The organism is Nocardioides sp. Z38_18, assembly GCF_058215695.1.
On the sequence record NZ_JBZAJE010000002.1, the window covers coordinates 681,656 to 698,928 of the forward strand.

The following is a 17,273-nucleotide window of genomic DNA, read 5'->3' on the forward strand; positions in this document are numbered from 1 at the left end:
CGGCTGGGCCGGCCCGGTCACGCGGTCCGAGACCCTCAGTCCGTGACGACGACCTTCGTGCCAACAGGCGCGAAGCCCCACAGCCGCTGCGCGTCCCGCCTCGCCTGACGGATGCAGCCGTGGCTCTGCGGCGTCCCGAGCTGCTCGGCCTGCTGCAGCGGACGACCGTCCTTGGTCGGGATGGTGTGGAAGCCGATCGCGGCGTTCTCGCCGCGGGTGAACCGCACGAAGTACTCCATCACCCCGGAGTCGTCGATCCCGGTGGCCCGGCGCGAGCGTGAGTACACCGCGAACGTCCCCGGCTCCAGGTTGTCCAGCACGCTGCCGGAGACCAGGTAGGTGCTGAGCACCTTCTCGGACCCTTCGCGAGCGGCGTCGACCAGCCACACCCGCTGGTCGCTGATGTCGAAGACGACCCGCTTGCCGCTGCCGCTGCCCGCGGGCAGGGCCGGGTCGGCGGCGGCTGCGTCGGGATCGGCCGGCGGGACGAGGCGGTCCAGTGAACGGTTCGGGTGCGCGTCGGCGAGCCGGGCCACCGACCCTCCGGACGAGTCCTGACCGTCGCTCTGGCCCCTGGGCTCGACCGCCGAGGAGATCTGCTCGGGAAGCGCGCCGGTCCCCCCGAGCACGCTCACCAGCGTGATCAGGACCGACAGCGCCACAGCGGCGAGCCGTCCGTAGCGGACCCGGGTCCCGGCGTGCGCACCCGAGCGGCGCGGCGGGCGCTGCGCTCGGCTGCGGGTCAAGGTCAGACCCTGCCCAGCAGCCCGGTCGCGACGTCGCGGTAGGCCTGCGCACCCTTGTTGCTGCGCGAGGTCTTGAGGATGGACCGTCCCGCGGCCGGCGCCTCGGCGAACCGGATCGACTTGGGGATCGGCGGCTCGAGGACCTCGAGGCCGTAGGTCTCGGAGATCGTCTCCAGCACGGTGCGGGCGTGGTTGGTGCGGCCGTCGTAGAGCGTGGGCAGCACGCCCCAGACGGTGAGGTCGCGGTTGGTGAACCGCTTGACGTCGTGCACGGTGTCGAGCAGCTGGCCGACGCCCCGGTGGGAGAGCGTCTCGCACTGCAACGGAATCAGGACCCCGGTGGCGGCGGTGAGAGCGGCCACGGTGAGCACCCCCAATGACGGCGGACAGTCGAGCAGTACCCAATCGTAGCCCGGCGTGTCCTCGATGGCCGACCGGATGACGTACTCCCGCCCGGTGCGGGTGAGCAGGTCGGCCTCGGCCCGGGCCAGCTCGATCGTGGCCGGCAGCAGGTCGACGCCGTCATCGGTCTCGATGATCACCTCGCTGGGGCTGACGCCCTTGGTGAGCACGTGGTGGACCGAGATGTCGAGGTCCTCGGGGTCGATGCCGAGGCTGAAGGTGAGGCACGCCTGGGGGTCGAGGTCGACGAGCAGCACCTTCTGGCCCTGCTCCGCGAGCGCGGCTCCGAGCGAGGCGACCGTGGTGGTCTTCGCCACGCCACCCTTCTGGTTGGCGATGGCGAGCACGTGGGTGTTCATCACGCGCCATTGTGCCGCACGACCTGGCATTCGCCGCGTGTCTTCCACCCCCCGGATGACGCGGCGTGGCGTCGTCCGAACTCTGGACCGGTCACCAGGTGGGTCGCGGGCCCCCGAAGGGCATCTCCAGCGCCTCCGGACCGAACCCGGTCACGTCGGCGAGCAGCCACTCGTCGCGCAGCAGCAGTGCCGCGGAGGCGGGCCGCATCACCAGCCACAGCCAGCGACCCTCCGCCTCCCCGACGAACACGGCGCGGACCAGGATGTCGTCCTCCCGGGCCGGCACCTGGATCGGCAGGGTCTCCTCACCGGAGTCCACGACCAGCCACAGCGGGACCGAGCGTCCCCCGGCGCGCACGCGGATCGCGGGCGGGCCGTTGTCGACCTGCTGGCCCGGGTCGTCGTACGGCATCCCGGCGCACCGGGCCCCCAGGCCGACGCCCGGCTCCTCGGAGACGATCGTGACCTCGACCTCGCCGTCGGGCTCGCTGGCGCCCACCGTCGTGGTGACGGTGGCCCGGACCCGGCCCGGCTCGCCCACGCACCCGAAGTCGGCGATCGACCAGCCGGGACTCATCGGCCACGGCAGGTAGGTGGGCAGGTCGTCGCTGCGCCCGACCAGGTCGGCGAAGGACTCGTAGTCCGCGTGCTCGGGGCGCCACAGCGGCTCCACCGGTCCGTGGACCGGGCAGGTGAACTCCGGTTCCTCACCGGTGAGGGGCGAGGTGCAGCGGGGACACGACGCGGCGAGCGGCACGGGACCGAGGGTAGACGAACCGCCGCCCGCCGGTTCAGCTCTCCTGCGGGCCGGACCAGTACTTGTCGGGCTTGGGCACCGGGCGTCCGGGCTGGTCGCCGCCGCGCTCGGCGAGGTAGCTGGCCTTGGGGACCATCACCTTGCGACGGAAGATGCACACGATCTTGCCGTCCTGGTTGTAGCCGATCGTCTCGACGTGGACCACGCCGCGGTCGTCCTTGCTCTTGCTCTCCGTCTTGTCCAGGACGGTGGTCTCGCCGTACAGGGTGTCGCCGTGGAAGGTCGGCGCCACGTGACGCAGCGACTCCACCTCCAGGTTGGCGATCGCCTTGCCGGAGATGTCGGCCACGCTCATCCCGAGCAGGATCGAGTACACGTAGTTGCCGACCACGACGTTCTTGCCGAACTGGGTGGTCTCCTCGGCGTAGTTGGCGTCGAGGTGGAGCGGGTGGTGGTTCATCGTGAGCAGGCAGAACATGTGGTCGTCGAACTCGGTGACCGTCTTGCCTGGCCAGTGCTTGTAGGTGGCTCCGACCTCGAACTCCTCGTAGCTGCGACCGAACTGCATCCTGCGTGCTCCTCGTGTGCCGGCGACCTCGAACCTGCCGAAGTCTGCCACGCCGGGAGCGAGCCGTCGGCTGCTCCCCCCTGTGTGCCGTAGATTCCTCCCAGTCCAGGACCCGACCAGCCGGAGGCACCCGCCAGTGACGTTTTCCGCACGTGTGGACGACACGGGGATCGAGCTGAGCGACGTCGTCGACACTCCGCTCGACGTCAGGTTCGGCGGTGACCGGCTGTGGTCGTTCAACCCCGCACGCGACGCCGTCGTCTCCCGCGACAAGGCGCTGGTGGCCTGGCCCAGGTCGATCAAGGAACGCCTCGCGGGGGTGGCGCACGTCAGCGTCGAGGGGCACCTGGACAAGGTGGCGTGGTTCGAGGGCGACGTGACCTTCGGCTCATCCTCCGCGCCGCTGCGCTTCGTCGACGACGCCGGCAACCCGCTCACCCTCGACAAGGGCGGGCGCCTCCAGCGCACCTTCGACCGGATGGACGACGCGTCGGTCAACGAGCTGGCGGCCGCCTCGCGCCGGGTGCTCGACGACCTGGTGGAGGTGTGCGGCCTGGACGCCTACCTCTGCTACGGCGGGCTGCTGGGCGCCGTGCGCGACGGCAAGATGATCGGTCACGACTCCGACGTCGACCTCGCCTGGCTGAGCCGGCACACCCACCCCTTCGACATCATCCGCGAGAGCCGGCGCGCGGAGCGGCAGATGCGCGAGCGCGGCTGGTCGGTGATGCGGATGTCGGCGGCGAACTTCAAGGTGTGGGCGCCGCTGCCCAACGGCAAACGGGCCGGGGTGGACGTGTTCGGCTCGTTCTACATCAGCGACCACTTCCACCTCACCGGCTCGCTGCGCGGCAGGCTCGACCGCGACCGGATCCTGCCGTTCGGGACCATCGAGCTCGAGGGCGTGGAGTTCCCGGCCCCGCGCGACACCGACGCCTTCCTGGCCTACACCTACGGTCCCGGCTGGAAGGTGCCCGACCCGGCCTTCCACTTCGACCACCCTGCCGAGAACGTCGAGATGATGTCCCAGTGGTGGCGCGGCAGTCGGCTGCGCTACTGGTACTGGTCGGCGTTCTACGAGTCGGACAAGGTCGCGCTGGTGCCCGACACCCCGTCGCTGTTCGCGCAGTGGGTGGCGACCCGGATCGAGCCCGGCGCAACGGTGGTCGAGCTCGGCACGGGCACCGGCCGCGACGCGGCCTGGCTGGCGGGGCAGGGGTTCGACGTCACCGGGAGCGACTACGCCAGGGCGGCCCGTCGCGTTGCCGCGAAGAAGCTCAGGAAGGCCGGGGTCGACGTCCCCCTGAAGATCTACAACCTCGAGTCGACGTACAACTTCCTCACCGAGGCGGCCAAGCTGGCCCACCAGCCCGGGGTCAAGCACGTCTACGCCCGGGGGCTCATCGACGCGCTGGCCGTGAGCGGCCGCGACGGGCTGTGGCGGTTCAGCTCGATGGTGGGCCGCTCCGGGGGCCACACCTTCCTGGAGTTCCGCACGGCGCAGAGCCGCCACGAGCCCACCTTCTTCGGCCGGCACGTGCGGACCTACGCCCGCGTCGCCGCGATCGAGGCCGAGATCGCCGAGCACGGGGGAACGGTGGTGGCCAAGACCGTCGGCCGCGACCTCGCCCCGCTCGACCACGAGAACCCCATCGTCTGCCGACTGGAAGTGAGCTGGACATGAACCCGAAACTGACCCGGGGACTCGATCGGGTCACCGGCCGAGCCGAGATCGCCTCGCTGCGCGCGGAGGTGCGTCAGCTGCGCAGCGCCGTCGAGGAGTGCCGACGGCTCAACGAGCGGCTCTCCGACGTCCTCGACGTCGTCACCGAGCTGCTCGTGCCCGCCGTGGACCGCGACGACGAGCGCCTCGCCGCCGCCCTGGAGAAGCTCTAGCCCTCCAGGGCGACGACCGTCGCTCAGGAGCCGCCGCCGCCGGCCTTGCGGCGGTGCATCTTGGGCGCACCGGCACCCTCGACCTCGGAGCCGTGTGCCTTCTCCTTGACCGGGCGGTCCTTGGGAACGCCGCGGTCGTTGGCCTGCTTGCGGTCCAGGGCCTCACGCATCCTGGCCTTGATGTCCTCGTTGCCTTCTGACTGACCCATGGGAATTCCTCCTGAAGTGTGCGACTCGGACACCTCAAGCCTCGCATGGTCCACCCACCGCGGCGACCGATTAACGCCTGCGGCGCCGCTCAGCCCCTGATCTGCTCGGCCAGCAGGCCGGCCAGCGCCGCGCACGCCGCCTCCGCCACCACGGCGTCCTCGAGGCCCGCAGGATCGACGCCCGCGACCTCGACCGGGGTCAGGTCGCCCCACTCGCCGACGAGCTCGACGTCGAGCCGCTGCAGCGCGGAGACCATCCGCGCGGCGTGCTCGTCCACCCAGGGCTGCAGCGGCAGGCCGATGACCGGCTCGGCCCGGGCGTGCGCCGACATCACCCGCTTCGCGAGCACCGCCTTGCGCAGCGTCTCCCCCTGCGGGAAGGGCAGTCCCATCTCCGCGAGCAGCTCGTTGACCCGGCGCAGCACGACCGCCGAGGCGGCGCCCATGGACTCGTTGGCCGAGGGGGGCGCGACCAGCCCGTCGGGCGGCGTACCGAGCACGGAGAGGAACCGGTCACGCAGCAGGTCTCGCGGGGCACCGGGCGGCGGCACCGTCAGCAGCACGACGCGAGCCCCGGCCGCGGACCAGCTGCGGCACAGCCGCACCAGATTCTGCTGGCGCCAGAAGGTCTTGCTCGCGGGAGTGACGTCCTCGGGCCGCCGCTCGGCGCGCGGCCGCCCCTCGCGTACGTCGTCGACGTACTCGGCGAAGGTCCAGGTCCGGCCGTTGCGCACGGACTCCTGCCACATCGAGGCCAGCTGGCGGTTGAGGTCGCGAGCACTGATCACCACGGTGACCTCGTCCCAGGTGCCGACGAGCCGCTCGGTGAGCTCGCGGCGCACCGGGGCGAGGAACTCCATCGAGATCACCGAGGTGCCGTCGTGGGCGAGGGTCTCCCCCACCATCGCGTCCCAGCAGCCGGTGATGTCGCCGGTGCGCTCCGAGGCACGGCCCAGCAGGTCCTGCACCGCACGCACCTGGTCGCCCCAGCTGCGCCCGGGCACCAGCACCCCCTGACGGCCCAGCACGGCCTTGTTCGCGAACAGCAGCCCCTGGAGGTAGCTGGTCCCCGACTTCATCACCCCGACGTGGAGCACGGCCCGCTGTCCCATGTCGCCACACAGTAGTCAGGGACGCGGGCCGCGGCTCCGCGGCGTCAGCTCTTGAGCTTGTACTCCTTGAGCAGGGCGCGGCCGATGATCATCTTCTGGATCTCGGCGGTGCCCTCACCGATCAGCATGAACGCTGCCTCGCGGTAGAGGCGCTCGATCTCGTACTCCTTGGAGTACCCGTAGCCGCCGTGGATGCGGAAGGACTGCTGGACGACCTCGTTGCAGTACTCCGCGGCGAGGTACTTCGCCATCCCGGACTCGACGTCGTTGCGCTCGCCCCGGTCCTTCATCCGCGCGGCGCGGACCATCATCGAGTGGGCGGTCTCGACCTTGGTCGCCATCTCCGCGATCTGGAACAGCACCGCCTGGTGCTGGGCGATCGGCTTGCCGAAGGTCTCCCGCTGCTGGGCGTAGGCGATGGCAAGCTCGAAGGCGCGGTTGGCGATGCCGCAGGCACGGGCGGCGACGTTCACGCGACCGACCTCGACGCCGTCCATCATCTGGTAGAAGCCCTTGCCCGGCTCGCCGCCGAGGATCTGGTCTGCGGAGACCTCGTGGCCCTCCAGGACCATCTCGGTGGTCTCCACGCCCTTGTAGCCCATCTTGTCGATCTTCCCGGGCACGGTGATGCCCTGGGCGGTCTCGCCGAAGCCGGGCTCCTTCTCGACCAGGAACGTCGTCATGTTCTTGTAGACCGAGTCGGCGCCCTCGTCGGTCTTGACCAGCACGGCGACCAGGTTGGAGGTGCCGCCGTTGGTCAGCCACATCTTCTGGCCGGTGATCGCGTAGCCGCCGTCGTCGTTCTTCACGGCCTTGGTCTTGATCGCGGAGACGTCCGAGCCCAGCGAGGGCTCCGACATCGAGAACGAGCCGCGCACCTCGCCGGTGGCCATCCGCGGCAGGTACTTCTTCTTCTGCTCCTCGGTGCCGTGCCGCATCAGCATGTAGGCCACGATGAAGTGGGTGTTGATCACACCGGAGACGCTCATCCAGCCGCGGGCGATCTCCTCCACGCACAGGGCGTAGGTGAGCAGCGACTCACCGAGGCCGCCGTACTCCTCGGGGATCATCAGGCCGAAGATCCCGAGCTCCTTGAGTCCCTCGACGATCTCGGTCGGGTACTCGTCGGCGTGCTCGAGCTCGGTCGCCACCGGGATGATCTTGGTCTCGACGAACGCTCGGACCGACTTGAGGATCTCTTCCTGGATGTCGGTCAGGCCTTCGGTCTCGCAGAGGCGGCTCATGGCTGTTGGGTCCTTTACAGGTGGTGCCCGAGGGGTCCCGGTGGCACGGTGAGGAACCCCGTCGTACGACGGAGAGCGGTCGGCGCAAACGCTACTGGTGGGTTCTCCACCATGCCATGACCAACCTCACGTCACGGCCGGCGGCGGCGGAGCAGCACGTGGCGCAGCACCGGGAACTTGCGGACCAGGTTCACCCGCAGGCCGGGATCCTCCATGCGCCGGCTCTTCTCCAGCAGCTGCCGCTGACGCCGCAGCTCGCGGCGCAGGTCACGCACGTCGTGCAGCATCCGGGCCGCCAGCTCGACCGCCACCTCGGCCACCTCGGCCTCGGTCACCGACGAGGGCTCCCGGCGCGGCGCGAGCTCGTCAGGGACGAGCAGCGCATCGAGGTCACCGACCACGTGGAAGCCCTGGCCCGCGACGTAGTCCACCGCGGCCTGCCCACGTCGGCGGATCTCCTCGATCCGCTCGGGCTCGGGGAAGAACGGCTCACCACCGCGAGGGACGAGGCGTTCGTCGGCGAGGAACGTGCGGATGTAGGTGCCGCGGTCGATCGCGGAGTTGAACTCCTCGAGGTGGTGGTTCATCCGGCGCAGGGTCTCGGCCTCCGCCACCCCCATGGACGCGTTCGGGAAGCTGCGGCTGAGGTCGACGGAGTCCGGGTCGATCCCGACCAGGCCCGCGAACCGGTCCCAGATCTCACGCCTGGGCGCGCCGGCGCCGGGCAGCGGCAGCACGTGCACCCGCTCGGCCGGGAAGTGCGGCGACCAGCGCTCCAGCACCAGCCGGATGTCCAGGGACCGCCAGTTCCACACGGCGGTCGTGTCCTCGGACTCGGTGCGGCTGTAGTCGGTCATCAGCCAGGTCTCGCGGTTCTTGATGCTCTCCTGCCAGCTCGCGGTGAACAGCCCGAGCGGCTCCCGGCCGGTGACCACGAGGTGGACCTCCGCCGGCTCCAGGTCGCGCACCATCCGGGCGGCCTGCTCGGTGGAGGCCGCGGAGAAGAACTCGTGGCTGATCACGGCCGCGCCCGACCCGGTGCGGGCCTGGTCCGCGACGTCGGCGCGCAGCCGGTCCCACGCCGTACGCCGGTGCTCGCTGAACTTCTCGAACCCGGGGTCCTCGCGGATGATCCGGCTGCTCCACAGGTGCTCCTGCCTGCTCGCGCCGGGCAGGTGGACGTCCTGGGCCGCCAGCGAGGCCCGGTTGTTCCACAAGATGGACTGCAGGTAGGTGGTGGCCGTCTTGGGCAGGCCGATGTGCAGGTAGACCCGGGTCGTCATCAGTCCCCCAGCACGCTCACATGGTCCGCGTGTACTTCTCGACGGCGGCCGCGATCTTGTCCTCGTCGCGGGCGGCCATCGGCAGCAGCAGCTGCTCGACGAGGTCGGTGACCTCGGCCAGCCGGATGTTCAGCTGGCGGTTCTCCTGCACCTCCGCCTCGAGGGCCTCGAGACGCCGCTGGAGCTGGTCGAGACGGTCTCCCGCCACGGCGCGTGCCACGCGCTCCACCGCCCGCGCCCGCAAGGACCGGTTCACCGCTGCCATTCCGCCACCAATCGCGCGACCGGGCGGCCCGGTTTCCCGGAACCGCCTTTGAGTTCCACCTGAGTGCTGAGCACGATATCGGCTCCCCCCTCGACCAGTGCCCGCTCGACCCCGGCCAGGGCCTTGGGCCGCACGATGTCGCGCCGCCCGGTCGGGGTGTACCGCTCCCCGGGGGCCAGCAGGTCGAAGTCGAGGTAGAGCCGCCCGCCGCCGGTCCCGGCCCGGCCGGCCAGCGACATCCGCGCGAGCCGCACGAGCGCGTTGAGCCCGCGGGCGTCGGTGGAGTCGACGAGGTGGTTGGCCATCAGCACCACCCGGCCCTCACGGCGCGCGATCCGGCACCCCTGCGCGAGCACCGAGCGCATCTCGTGCAGGTTCACCCACGAGACGTCCAGGTCGAGCTCTTCCTGCTCGGCCACCCGGCGTACGCCGTTGCTGGCGCCGTGGGCGAAGTCGAGGGTCATCGTCGGGACCCCCTGGCGCGCGAACCACAGCGCGTCGGCGCCGCGGCCGGCTCCCACGTCCACCAGCAGGTCGGGCGTGCCCTCCTCGGCGCGCACGAACTCGGCCAGCGCGCTGGGCCCGCCGCGGGGCACCTTGTTGCGGACGCCGCTGTAGCGGGCGTCCCACTCGTTGCGGAACACGCGGATCCCCCGGAACCAGCCGTTGAGGCGGCGGTGCGTGGAGCGCGGCGTCTCGAAGTGGAACGCGGGGTCGGGCACGCGCCAGCTGGGCCCGTAGGTGGCCTCGAGCAGCTTCTCCGGCCGGGCCGGAGCCGGCAGCGTCCGGCCGGCCAGCGTGCAGGTGCCGAGCGGGAAGATCCACTCCTTCTCGAACGGCGTCCCGATCTCCCCGAGCAGGTAGAGCCGGCCGTCGAGGAAGAACCCGCCGAAGACGTCGAGCCCGCGCACGGTGCCGTCGGCCTCGACGACGTCGACCTTGAACGCCGCGGCGCTGTAGCGGTCGACGGCGTACCCGCGCTCCTTGAGGAACCGCTGCAGCCGGAACGACTCGCGGATCACGTCCAGCGGGTGCGTCTCACGACTGACGTAGCCGAGGTCGACGTCGCTGTCGTGGCCGATGAAGTCCTGCTCGCGGACGGCGCCGAGCAGCGTGCCGTACGCCGGGAACGCCTCCACCCCGGCCTCGCGCAGCGCGGCGAGGAGCTGCTCGGTGGAGTCGAGCAGGGGCGCGGTGTGCTCGGGGTCGCGGGTGTCGAACGTGGTGACGATCCGGTTGGACTTGTCGATGCCGAGCGGTCGGCCCTGCCCGTCGACGACGGAGATCCGGCCCTCCTTCGAGCCGAGCCGCACCTCGGCCTCGAAAGCCACCGTCCCCGAGACGTGCTCCACCACCGAGATGAGCGCGGTGCCCTCGAGGAACTTGCGCAGCATCGGAGGCCACGGCGCGACGCCCTCGACGGTGTCGCGCTGCGTCCAGAACGACCAGATCCGCCGCCCGTCGAAGAGCACGTCGACGACCGTGTCCTCAGTCGAGGACAGGTGCACTCCCTCGTCGTCGACCGCCGAGACGCGCGTCGGCACCAGGTCGGGCACGGCGGCTCAGTCTCCGACGAACTCGTTGGCCCGCGTGAGGTCCTCGTCGAAGTCGACCTCGACGATGTGGAACTGGGAGATGTCCAGGGCCTCGATCCGCAGGCCGTCCTTCTCGATGCCCAGCTCGAGGCCACGCTCGAAGTAGTCCTGGTCGCCGGCCTCCTCGAGCCGCTTGATCAGCGCCGCCTTGTCGTCCGAGGAGATGAAGTTGATGCCGACGGCCTCGCCTAGACCACCCACGACGCCCTTGGACAGCTCCTTGATGTAGCCCTCGTCGTCGAGGGTGTACTTGACCTCCTCGTCGGCGACCGACTCGGTGTTCACGCACACGAAGCTGCGGCCGGACTCGATGTGCTCCTGGATCAGCGGGAGCACATCGGGGTCGAAGACCACGTCGCCGTTGAGCCACAGCACGCCGCCGGGCTGGGAGAGCCGCAGCGCCTTGAGCAGGCTCTTGGAGGTGTTGGTGGAGTCGTAGACCTCGTTGTAGACGAAGGAGATGTCCGGCATCGCCTCGATCACCAGGTCGAGCTTGAACCCGACGACCGCCGTGACGAACACGTCGTCCCGGTAGGCACCCCGCAGGGCGTTGACGGCCCGGCGCATGATGCTCTCGCCGGAGCGCAGCGGCGTGAGCGGCTTGGGGTGCGGCTTGCCGAGGCGGGTGCCAAGACCTGCGGCGAGAATCACGACCTGCTTGACCACTGAGGAACTCCTTGGGTGCACTGCTCGGGGCGAACGATCCCGCTGAACCTACCAATGCCAGCGGCTAGGCTCCGCAACGTGAGCACCACACCTACCCGCGTCTTCGCGGCCCGCCTCGCCGGGTTGCCGGTGTTCGATCCCCAGGGCGACCAGGTCGGCAAGGTGCGCGACGTCGTGGTGGTGCTGCGCTCCGACGTACGGGCCCCGCGGGTGGTGGGCCTGGTGGTGGAGGTGTTCGGCCGCCGCCAGATCTTCGCTCCGATGACCCGGGTGACCAACATCGACGCAGGTCAGGTGATCACCACCGGGCTGCTGAACATGCGCCGCTTCGAGAAGCGCTCCACCGAGACCCTCGTGGTCGGGCAGATGCTCGACCAGAAGGTCCGGGTGCGCAGCACCGGCGTGGAGGGCGTCGTCTTCGACGTCGCGATGGAGCAGGCCCGCACCCGCGACTGGGTGCTGTCCCGGGTCGCGATCACCGAAGGGGCCAAGAGCTTCCGCCGCCGGCCGCAGACCCACGTCGTGGAGTGGGACGACATCGAGGGCCTGCACCAGACCCAGGCCAACCAGGGCGCCGAGCACCTGATCGCCGCCCTGGCCGACCTCCGTCCCGCCGACGCCGCCAACGTGATCCACGAGCTGCCGCCCGAGCGCCGTAGCGAGGTCGTCGCCGGTCTCGACGACGAGCGGCTCGCCCACGTGCTCGAGGAGCTGCCCGAGGAGGACCAGGTCGAGATCCTCGAGCACCTCGACTCCGAGCGCGCCGCGGACATCCTTGAGGAGATGTCGGCCGACGACGCCGCCGACCTGATCGCCGACCTGCCCTACGAGACCGCGCAGATCCTGCTCGGCCTGATGGACACCGAGGACGCCGCCGAGGTCCGGCGACTGATGGTCTACGGCGAGGAGACCGCGGGCGGGATGATGACGCCCGAGCCGGTGATCCTGCCTCCCGACGCCACGGTCGCGGAGGCCCTGGCCCACGTCCGCAACGAGGACCTGACGCCGTCCCTGGCCGCGCTCGTGCACGTGTGCCGCCCGCCGCTGGAGACCCCGACGGGCAAGCTGCTCGGCGTCGCCCACATCCAGCGCCTGCTGCGGGAGCCCCCGTCCACGCTGGTCGCCGGGGTCCTGGACACCGGCATCGACTTCCTGCGCGCCGAGGCCACCCTCGAGGACGTCTCGATGTTCCTGGCCACCTACAACCTGGTGGCCGCGCCCGTCGTCGACGAGGACGGCCGCCTGCTCGGCACCGTCACCGTCGACGACCTGCTCGACCACCTGCTGCCCGACGGGTGGCGCGACCGCAAGCTGGGAAGGGGGTGAGTCGACGTGGAGAAGCCTGAGAAGAAGAGCCGCAGGAACGAGCGGAAGTCCCCCGAGGAGCGCTCCCGGGCCGCTCGCCTGGACACCCCGCGAGAGCTTCGTCACGGTCTCGTACGCCGCCCCACGGTGCGCCAGGACGCCTTCGGCATCTTCGCCGAGCAGTTCGCGCGGTTCATGGGCACCGCCCGCTTCCTGATCTACATGACCCTGTTCGTCATCTTCTGGGTCGGCTGGAACGCGCTCGCGCCGAGGGACCTGCGCTGGGACGACTACCCCTACATCTTCCTGACCCTGATGCTCAGCCTGCAGGCGTCGTACGCCGCACCGCTGATCCTGCTCGCGCAGAACCGCCAGGAGGTGCGCGACCGGGTGATCAACGAGCAGGACCGTCAGGCCAACGCCCGGGCGCACGCCGACATGGAGTTCCTGGCCCGCGAGGTGGCCTCCCTCCGGATGGCTCTCGGGGAGGTCGCGACCCGCGACTTCCTGCGCTCGGAGCTGCGCAACATGGTCGAGGAGCTGACCGAGGCCGAGGACGAGGACTCGCCGGAGGCAAATGCCCCGCCGCCGCGTAGGATCGACACATGACTTCCCCCGACGTCGACAGGATCCAGGCTGCGCTGGCGCGCGTCAACGACCCCGAGATCAAACGCCCGATCACCGACCTGGGCATGGTCGAGAACGTCGAGATCGACGACACCGGCATGGTGCGCGTCACGGTGCTCCTGACCGTGGCCGGCTGCCCGATGAAGGACACGATCACCACCAACGTCACCGCCGAGGTCTCCCGTGTGGAGCACGTCACCGGTGTCGACGTGGTGCTCGGCGTGATGAGCGCGGAGCAGCGTGCCGGTCTCCAGGAGACCCTGCGCGGCGGCCAGGCCCAGCGTGAGATCCCGTTCGCCTCCGCCGACTCCCTCACCAAGGTCTACGCGATCGCCTCCGGCAAGGGCGGCGTCGGCAAGTCCTCGGTCACGGTCAACCTCGGCCTCGCCCTGGCCAAGCAGGGCCTGCGGGTCGGCATCGTCGACGCCGACATCTACGGGCACTCGGTGCCCGCGATGCTGGGCGTCGCCGACACCCGCCCCACCCAGGTCGAGGACCTGATCATGCCCGTCCCCACGCCGAGCGGGGTCTCGGTGATCAGCATCGGGATGCTCAAGCCGCGCCGTGACCAGGTCGTGGCCTGGCGCGGACCCATGCTCGACCGGGCCCTGGTGCAGATGCTCTCCGACGTCTACTGGGGCGCGCTGGACGTGCTGCTGCTCGACCTGCCCCCCGGGACCGGCGACGTCGCGATCTCGCTGGGCCAGCACCTGCCGAACGCGGAGGTGATCGTGGTGACCACCCCCCAGGAGGCCGCCACCGAGGTCGCCGAGCGCGCCGGAACGATGGCCTCGATGATGCACCAGCGCGTCATCGGCGTCGTGGAGAACATGTCGTTCCTCCCCTGCCCGCACTGCACCCCCGAGGGCCGTGAGCACCGGCTCGAGATCTTCGGCAGCGGCGGCGGCGCCCGGGTCGCGGCGACGCTGGGCCAGCGCTTCGGCTACGACGTCCCGGTGCTCGGCGAGATCCCGATCGACGTGAGCCTGCGCGAGGGCGGCGACACCGGCAAGCCGATCGTCGAGTCCGACCCGACGGCGCCCGGAGCCCAGGTCCTGACCCAGATCGCCAAGACGCTGTCCAGCCGTGGCCGTGGCCTCGCCGGCATGCAGCTCGGGCTGAGTCCCACGGCCAAGGGCTGATCTGCCGTGTTCGGGATCGGCCTGCCGGAGCTGATGGTCATCGGGATCGTCGCTGTGGTGGTGTTCGGTCCTGATCGCCTACCCGAGTTCGCCCGGCAGGCCGGCAGGTTCGTGCGCCAGATGCGCAACCTGGCCCAGAGCGCCCAGACGCAGCTGCGCGAGGAGCTCGGGCCCGAGTACGCCGACCTCCGGCTGACCGACCTCGATCCCCGCCAGGCGATCCGCAAGCACATCCTGGAGGCGATGGAGGACGACCTCGCCGACGAGCCGCTGCCGCCCTACCGCGTGCTGGCCCAGGGCGAGCGTCCGCCGTACGACCTCGAGGCGACCTGAGGCACCCAGCGGGGGTTCGGGGCGGGACTCGGCTCAGCCGGTCTTGGAGTCCAGGCCGACCTTGATCTGGAAGGTCCGTGACCCGCGCTCGACCAGCAGGGACACCTGCTCGCCCGGGACGTGGGAGCGCACGGCGACGACGAGGTCGATCGAGCCGGTGACCGGCTTGCCGTCCACCTTGCGGATCACGTCGCCGACCTTCAGGTCGGAGTCGGCGGCCGGAAGCCCATCGGTGATCGACTCGACCGTGGCACCGTCGTTCTTGGTCGTCGGGCTCACGTTGACCCCCATCACGGGGTACTGCGCCTCCCCCGTGCTCAGGATCTGGGTCGTGGTGACCTTCACCTGCTCGATCGGGATCGCGAAGCCCACGCCGATGTTGCCGCCGCGGTCCGAGGCCATCTGGGAGCCCAGGGAGGCGATCGCGGAGTTGACGCCCACGACCTCGCCCTGGAGGTTGACCAGCGGGCCACCCGAGTTGCCCGGGTTGATCGCGGCGTCGGTCTGCACGGCGTTGATGTAGGAGTTGTCGTTGGCGCCGTCGCCGGTGGTCACCGGCCGGTTGATCGCGCTCACGATGCCCGAGGTGACGGTGGCCGAGAGACCGAGCGGCGAGCCGATCGCCACGACCGTCTCCCCCACCCGCATCTGGTCGGCCGAGCCGATCGCGGCCGGCTTGAGCTTCTTGGCCGCCTCCGACTTCAGCACGGCGATGTCGTAGACGGTGCTGCGGCCCACGACGGTGGCCTTGGAGTGGTTGCCGTCCTGGTCGATGATCTCGATCGCGCCCTCGGACTTGTCCGCCTCGGCGACCACGTGGTTGTTGGTGATGATGTGGCCCTGGTCGTCGATCACGAACCCGGACCCGGTCGCGCCCTGCGCGTTGCCCTTGTACTCCGCGGCGATCTGCACGGTGCTCGGCAGCACCTTCTCGGCGACCGCGGCGATGCTCGCGTTGTCGGCGGGCAGGGGCGTCGCCGTACGCCGCTCGACGCGCAGCACCGCCCCGGGGCCGTCGGTGCCGTTGACCACGAGGGCCGCCGCCAGGGCGCCCCCGCTGGCGCCCAGCACGAGCGCCATCACCGCGACGGCCGGCCACAGCCAGCCGGGGACCTTGCTGCGGGCCGGCCGCTCCTGGACGGGGAAGGCCTGCGTCGGGGAGGGGTAGCCGGGATGGGTCGGGGGCTGCTGCTGGCCGTAGTACGCGCCCATCGGGGGCCCGACCGGGCGGCCCGGCTGCTGGCCGGGCGGCGGCGGGTACGGGCTGCTCGAGGGGGGTCCAGAAGGGGCCTGGGAAGGGACCTGGGACGGGGACTGGCCGAAGGGGCGGCCCTGCCACGGGCCGGGGTCCCCGGCCGGGCCTGCCTGGCCGGAGCGCTGCTGCTGCCACTGCCCTGAGTAGGGGGACTGCGGCGTCGTCGGCTCGTCGGGCTCGTTGTGGCTCACGATGCCTATCTTGACCTACGGCTCCATGTGGGCGCCGTGTCGGTCTCGCCACCGGTCGGCGACCCCACCGGGGTGCGGGGCAGGTCCCCGCGGATCATCGCCGGCGAGGGGCGGGCCGGGACGTCGGGTCTCGCGGCGGAACCCCCGGTGACGGTCAGCAGCCCGAGCACGCAAGCACCCACGGCACCGCCGCCCACCACGGCCACGGTGGTACGCCGCCGCCGGGACTGCCGCTCGATCCGGTCCACCGTCGCCCAGGCGTCGACCGCGTAGAGCGAGCCGAGCAGCTCCTCGGGCGGGTCCAGCCTGCCGGGGTGGGACAACGAGCCCACCTGGCGCTTGACCCAGCCCTCGCGCTCCACGAGCCGGCGGCACCCGGGGCAGGTCATCACGTGCGACCAGGCACGCTCCTCCTCGGCAGCCGAGAGCTGGCCGTCGACGAGTGCTGAGGTCTTGGCTCCGAGGTGACCGCTCAACGAGAACATCAGGTGACCCGCCCGGCGAGGTCCTGTCCGATGCGGGGGCCGGCGAACCGGGTGCGGCCGGCACGCGGCGCCCGGTGGGAGAGCGCGGCGCGCAGCTGTGCCCGGCCGCGGTGGATGCGGGAGCGCACGGTGCCGAGCTTGAGGCCGAGCACGTCGGCGATCTCCTCGTAGCTGAGTCCCTCGACGTCGCAGAGCACCACGGCGGCACGGAACTCCGGGGCCAGCGAGGTGAGCGCGCTCTCGATGTCGGCGTCGAACATCCGGTCGAGCTGCGCCACGTCGGGGGTGGGCAGCGCGCTCGGGAGCCGGCCGGCAGCCTCGTCGCTGAGGGCGTCGAAGCGGATCCGCTGCTTGCGCCGGGCGTGGTCGAGGAAGAGGTTCGTGGTGATCCGGTGCAACCAGCCCTCCATCGTCCCCGGCGTGTAGGTGTGCAGCGAGCGGAACACCCGGACGAAGACCTCCTGGGTCAGGTCCTCGGCGTCGTGCCGGTCGCCGGTGAGGCGGTAGGCGAGCCGGTAGACCCGGGCGGAGTGGTCGGTGACGATCTGCTCCCACGTGAGCTGCGGGTCGAGCTCACCGGCTGGCGTCTGGCCGGAGTGGTCGTCTGAGGAAGTCACCATGGATCCACGCTAGGGAGGTTTTCTGAGACGCGGCTGAGCGCAAGCCAGCAGGAGGCCCAAGGTTGTTCCACGTGAGCGAGAACGAACCGCCACTCCCACTTTGTTCCCGTGCCTCGTTCCCTCGCGGTCGTGCGCGGGCCTCCCGGGTCGTGCCTGCGCAGGCTGCACAGCCGCGGAGGGTAAGGTCCGACCCATCCACAACGCACGTCAGGA

20 protein-coding genes are annotated in these 17,273 nt (G+C 70.8%); 6 read left to right on the plus strand and 14 right to left on the minus strand.

Annotated elements, in window-relative coordinates; all coding sequences use genetic code 11:
* Positions 1-35: 35 nt before the first annotated feature.
* The 4 genes from AC4BGC_RS14410 to AC4BGC_RS14425 all read right to left on the minus strand — a co-directional run bounded on the left by AC4BGC_RS14410 (position 36) and on the right by AC4BGC_RS14425 (position 2,832).
* Entirely contained in the window at positions 36-746 is a 711-nt protein-coding gene (locus AC4BGC_RS14410) for a L,D-transpeptidase (protein ID WP_490556378.1), read from the minus strand.
* 2 nt (positions 747-748) lie between these two features.
* Positions 749-1,507, minus strand: a complete 759-nt coding sequence (locus AC4BGC_RS14415; protein WP_490547732.1) for a ParA family protein — start codon at positions 1,505-1,507, stop codon at positions 749-751.
* A 91-nt stretch (positions 1,508-1,598) separates the two neighbouring features.
* Positions 1,599-2,264: a DUF6758 family protein gene (locus AC4BGC_RS14420; protein ID WP_490547731.1), complete on the minus strand. Its 666-nt coding sequence runs from the start codon at positions 2,262-2,264 to the stop codon at positions 1,599-1,601.
* Between the two features lie 34 nt (positions 2,265-2,298).
* Entirely contained in the window at positions 2,299-2,832 is a 534-nt protein-coding gene (locus AC4BGC_RS14425; RefSeq protein ID WP_490547730.1) for a MaoC family dehydratase, read from the minus strand.
* 136 nt (positions 2,833-2,968) lie between these two features.
* On the opposite strand from AC4BGC_RS14425, the gene AC4BGC_RS14430 reads away from it, so the two are divergent.
* Both AC4BGC_RS14430 and AC4BGC_RS14435 read left to right on the plus strand, forming a co-directional pair.
* Positions 2,969-4,516: a LicD family protein gene (locus AC4BGC_RS14430; protein WP_490547729.1), complete on the plus strand. Its 1,548-nt coding sequence runs from the start codon at positions 2,969-2,971 to the stop codon at positions 4,514-4,516.
* On the plus strand, positions 4,513-4,728 hold the full coding sequence (locus tag AC4BGC_RS14435) for a DUF6752 domain-containing protein (RefSeq protein ID WP_490547728.1): 216 nt from the start codon (positions 4,513-4,515) through the stop codon (positions 4,726-4,728). Before AC4BGC_RS14430 ends, AC4BGC_RS14435 begins: the two co-directional genes overlap by 4 nt.
* 23 nt (positions 4,729-4,751) lie before the next feature.
* Here the strand turns inward: AC4BGC_RS14435 and AC4BGC_RS14440 are convergent, their stop codons facing one another.
* The 7 genes from AC4BGC_RS14440 to AC4BGC_RS14470 all read right to left on the minus strand — a co-directional run bounded on the left by AC4BGC_RS14440 (position 4,752) and on the right by AC4BGC_RS14470 (position 11,102).
* Positions 4,752-4,937: a DUF5302 domain-containing protein gene (locus AC4BGC_RS14440; protein ID WP_490556379.1), complete on the minus strand. Its 186-nt coding sequence runs from the start codon at positions 4,935-4,937 to the stop codon at positions 4,752-4,754.
* A gap of 89 nt (positions 4,938-5,026) precedes the next feature.
* Positions 5,027-6,049, minus strand: a complete 1,023-nt coding sequence (locus tag AC4BGC_RS14445) for a hypothetical protein (RefSeq protein WP_490556380.1) — start codon at positions 6,047-6,049, stop codon at positions 5,027-5,029.
* Between the two features lie 44 nt (positions 6,050-6,093).
* Entirely contained in the window at positions 6,094-7,293 is a 1,200-nt protein-coding gene (locus AC4BGC_RS14450; protein WP_490547725.1) for an acyl-CoA dehydrogenase family protein, read from the minus strand.
* Positions 7,294-7,424: 131 nt separating this feature from the next.
* Positions 7,425-8,576: a hypothetical protein gene (locus AC4BGC_RS14455; protein ID WP_490556381.1), complete on the minus strand. Its 1,152-nt coding sequence runs from the start codon at positions 8,574-8,576 to the stop codon at positions 7,425-7,427.
* 16 nt (positions 8,577-8,592) lie between these two features.
* Positions 8,593-8,841 carry a DUF6752 domain-containing protein gene (locus AC4BGC_RS14460; protein ID WP_490556382.1) on the minus strand — a complete coding sequence of 83 codons (249 nt, stop codon included), beginning with the start codon at positions 8,839-8,841 and terminating at the stop codon, positions 8,593-8,595.
* Positions 8,829-10,397, minus strand: coding sequence for a LicD family protein (locus AC4BGC_RS14465; RefSeq protein ID WP_490556383.1), 1,569 nt, complete (start codon positions 10,395-10,397; stop codon positions 8,829-8,831). Before AC4BGC_RS14465 ends, AC4BGC_RS14460 begins: the two co-directional genes overlap by 13 nt.
* Before the next feature lie 6 nt (positions 10,398-10,403).
* Positions 10,404-11,102 (minus strand): phosphocholine cytidylyltransferase family protein, encoded by a 699-nt coding sequence (locus tag AC4BGC_RS14470; RefSeq protein WP_490556384.1) that lies wholly within the window; start codon positions 11,100-11,102, stop codon positions 10,404-10,406.
* Between the two features lie 78 nt (positions 11,103-11,180).
* On the opposite strand from AC4BGC_RS14470, the gene AC4BGC_RS14475 reads away from it, so the two are divergent.
* The 4 genes from AC4BGC_RS14475 (at position 11,181) to AC4BGC_RS14490 (ending at position 14,509) form a co-directional block, all read left to right on the plus strand.
* The gene (locus tag AC4BGC_RS14475; protein ID WP_490547720.1) at positions 11,181-12,428 is read left to right on the plus strand and encodes a magnesium transporter MgtE N-terminal domain-containing protein; all 1,248 of its coding nucleotides are present in this window, start codon (positions 11,181-11,183) and stop codon (positions 12,426-12,428) included.
* A 78-nt stretch (positions 12,429-12,506) separates the two neighbouring features.
* Positions 12,507-13,016, plus strand: coding sequence for a DUF1003 domain-containing protein (locus tag AC4BGC_RS14480; protein ID WP_490548451.1), 510 nt, complete (start codon positions 12,507-12,509; stop codon positions 13,014-13,016).
* Entirely contained in the window at positions 13,013-14,176 is a 1,164-nt protein-coding gene (locus AC4BGC_RS14485; protein WP_490547719.1) for an Mrp/NBP35 family ATP-binding protein, read from the plus strand. Before AC4BGC_RS14480 ends, AC4BGC_RS14485 begins: the two co-directional genes overlap by 4 nt.
* A 6-nt stretch (positions 14,177-14,182) precedes the next feature.
* Positions 14,183-14,509, plus strand: coding sequence for a sec-independent translocase (locus AC4BGC_RS14490; protein WP_490547718.1), 327 nt, complete (start codon positions 14,183-14,185; stop codon positions 14,507-14,509).
* 33 nt (positions 14,510-14,542) lie between these two features.
* On the opposite strand, the gene AC4BGC_RS14495 is transcribed toward AC4BGC_RS14490, so the two are convergent.
* Genes AC4BGC_RS14495 through sigE form a run of 3 tightly spaced genes read right to left on the minus strand, consistent with a single transcriptional unit; the run spans position 14,543 to position 17,060 of the window.
* Positions 14,543-15,955, minus strand: coding sequence for a S1C family serine protease (locus AC4BGC_RS14495; protein WP_490556385.1), 1,413 nt, complete (start codon positions 15,953-15,955; stop codon positions 14,543-14,545).
* A gap of 5 nt (positions 15,956-15,960) precedes the next feature.
* On the minus strand, positions 15,961-16,440 hold the full coding sequence (locus tag AC4BGC_RS14500; protein WP_490547716.1) for a hypothetical protein: 480 nt from the start codon (positions 16,438-16,440) through the stop codon (positions 15,961-15,963).
* The gene (gene sigE / locus AC4BGC_RS14505) at positions 16,440-17,060 is read right to left on the minus strand and encodes an RNA polymerase sigma factor SigE (protein WP_490556386.1); all 621 of its coding nucleotides are present in this window, start codon (positions 17,058-17,060) and stop codon (positions 16,440-16,442) included. The genes AC4BGC_RS14500 and sigE overlap by 1 nt, the downstream gene beginning before the upstream one ends.
* Positions 17,061-17,273 lie beyond the last annotated feature (213 nt).

Excerpts from the sequence above, each read along its gene's own strand:
- AC4BGC_RS14415 (WP_490547732.1), bottom strand. The coding sequence starts at position 1,507 with ATGAACACCCACGTGCTCGCCATCGCCAACCAGAAGGGTGGCGTGGCG.
- AC4BGC_RS14425 (WP_490547730.1), bottom strand. The coding sequence starts at position 2,832 with ATGCAGTTCGGTCGCAGCTACGAGGAGTTCGAGGTCGGAGCCACCTAC.
- AC4BGC_RS14435 (WP_490547728.1), top strand. The coding sequence starts at position 4,513 with ATGAACCCGAAACTGACCCGGGGACTCGATCGGGTCACCGGCCGAGCC.
- AC4BGC_RS14440 (WP_490556379.1), bottom strand. The coding sequence starts at position 4,937 with ATGGGTCAGTCAGAAGGCAACGAGGACATCAAGGCCAGGATGCGTGAG.
- AC4BGC_RS14445 (WP_490556380.1), bottom strand. The coding sequence starts at position 6,049 with ATGGGACAGCGGGCCGTGCTCCACGTCGGGGTGATGAAGTCGGGGACC.
- AC4BGC_RS14450 (WP_490547725.1), bottom strand. The coding sequence starts at position 7,293 with ATGAGCCGCCTCTGCGAGACCGAAGGCCTGACCGACATCCAGGAAGAG.
- AC4BGC_RS14455 (WP_490556381.1), bottom strand. The coding sequence starts at position 8,576 with ATGACGACCCGGGTCTACCTGCACATCGGCCTGCCCAAGACGGCCACC.
- AC4BGC_RS14460 (WP_490556382.1), bottom strand. The coding sequence starts at position 8,841 with ATGGCAGCGGTGAACCGGTCCTTGCGGGCGCGGGCGGTGGAGCGCGTG.
- AC4BGC_RS14485 (WP_490547719.1), top strand. The coding sequence starts at position 13,013 with ATGACTTCCCCCGACGTCGACAGGATCCAGGCTGCGCTGGCGCGCGTC.
- AC4BGC_RS14500 (WP_490547716.1), bottom strand. The coding sequence starts at position 16,440 with ATGTTCTCGTTGAGCGGTCACCTCGGAGCCAAGACCTCAGCACTCGTC.
- sigE (WP_490556386.1), bottom strand. The coding sequence starts at position 17,060 with ATGGTGACTTCCTCAGACGACCACTCCGGCCAGACGCCAGCCGGTGAG.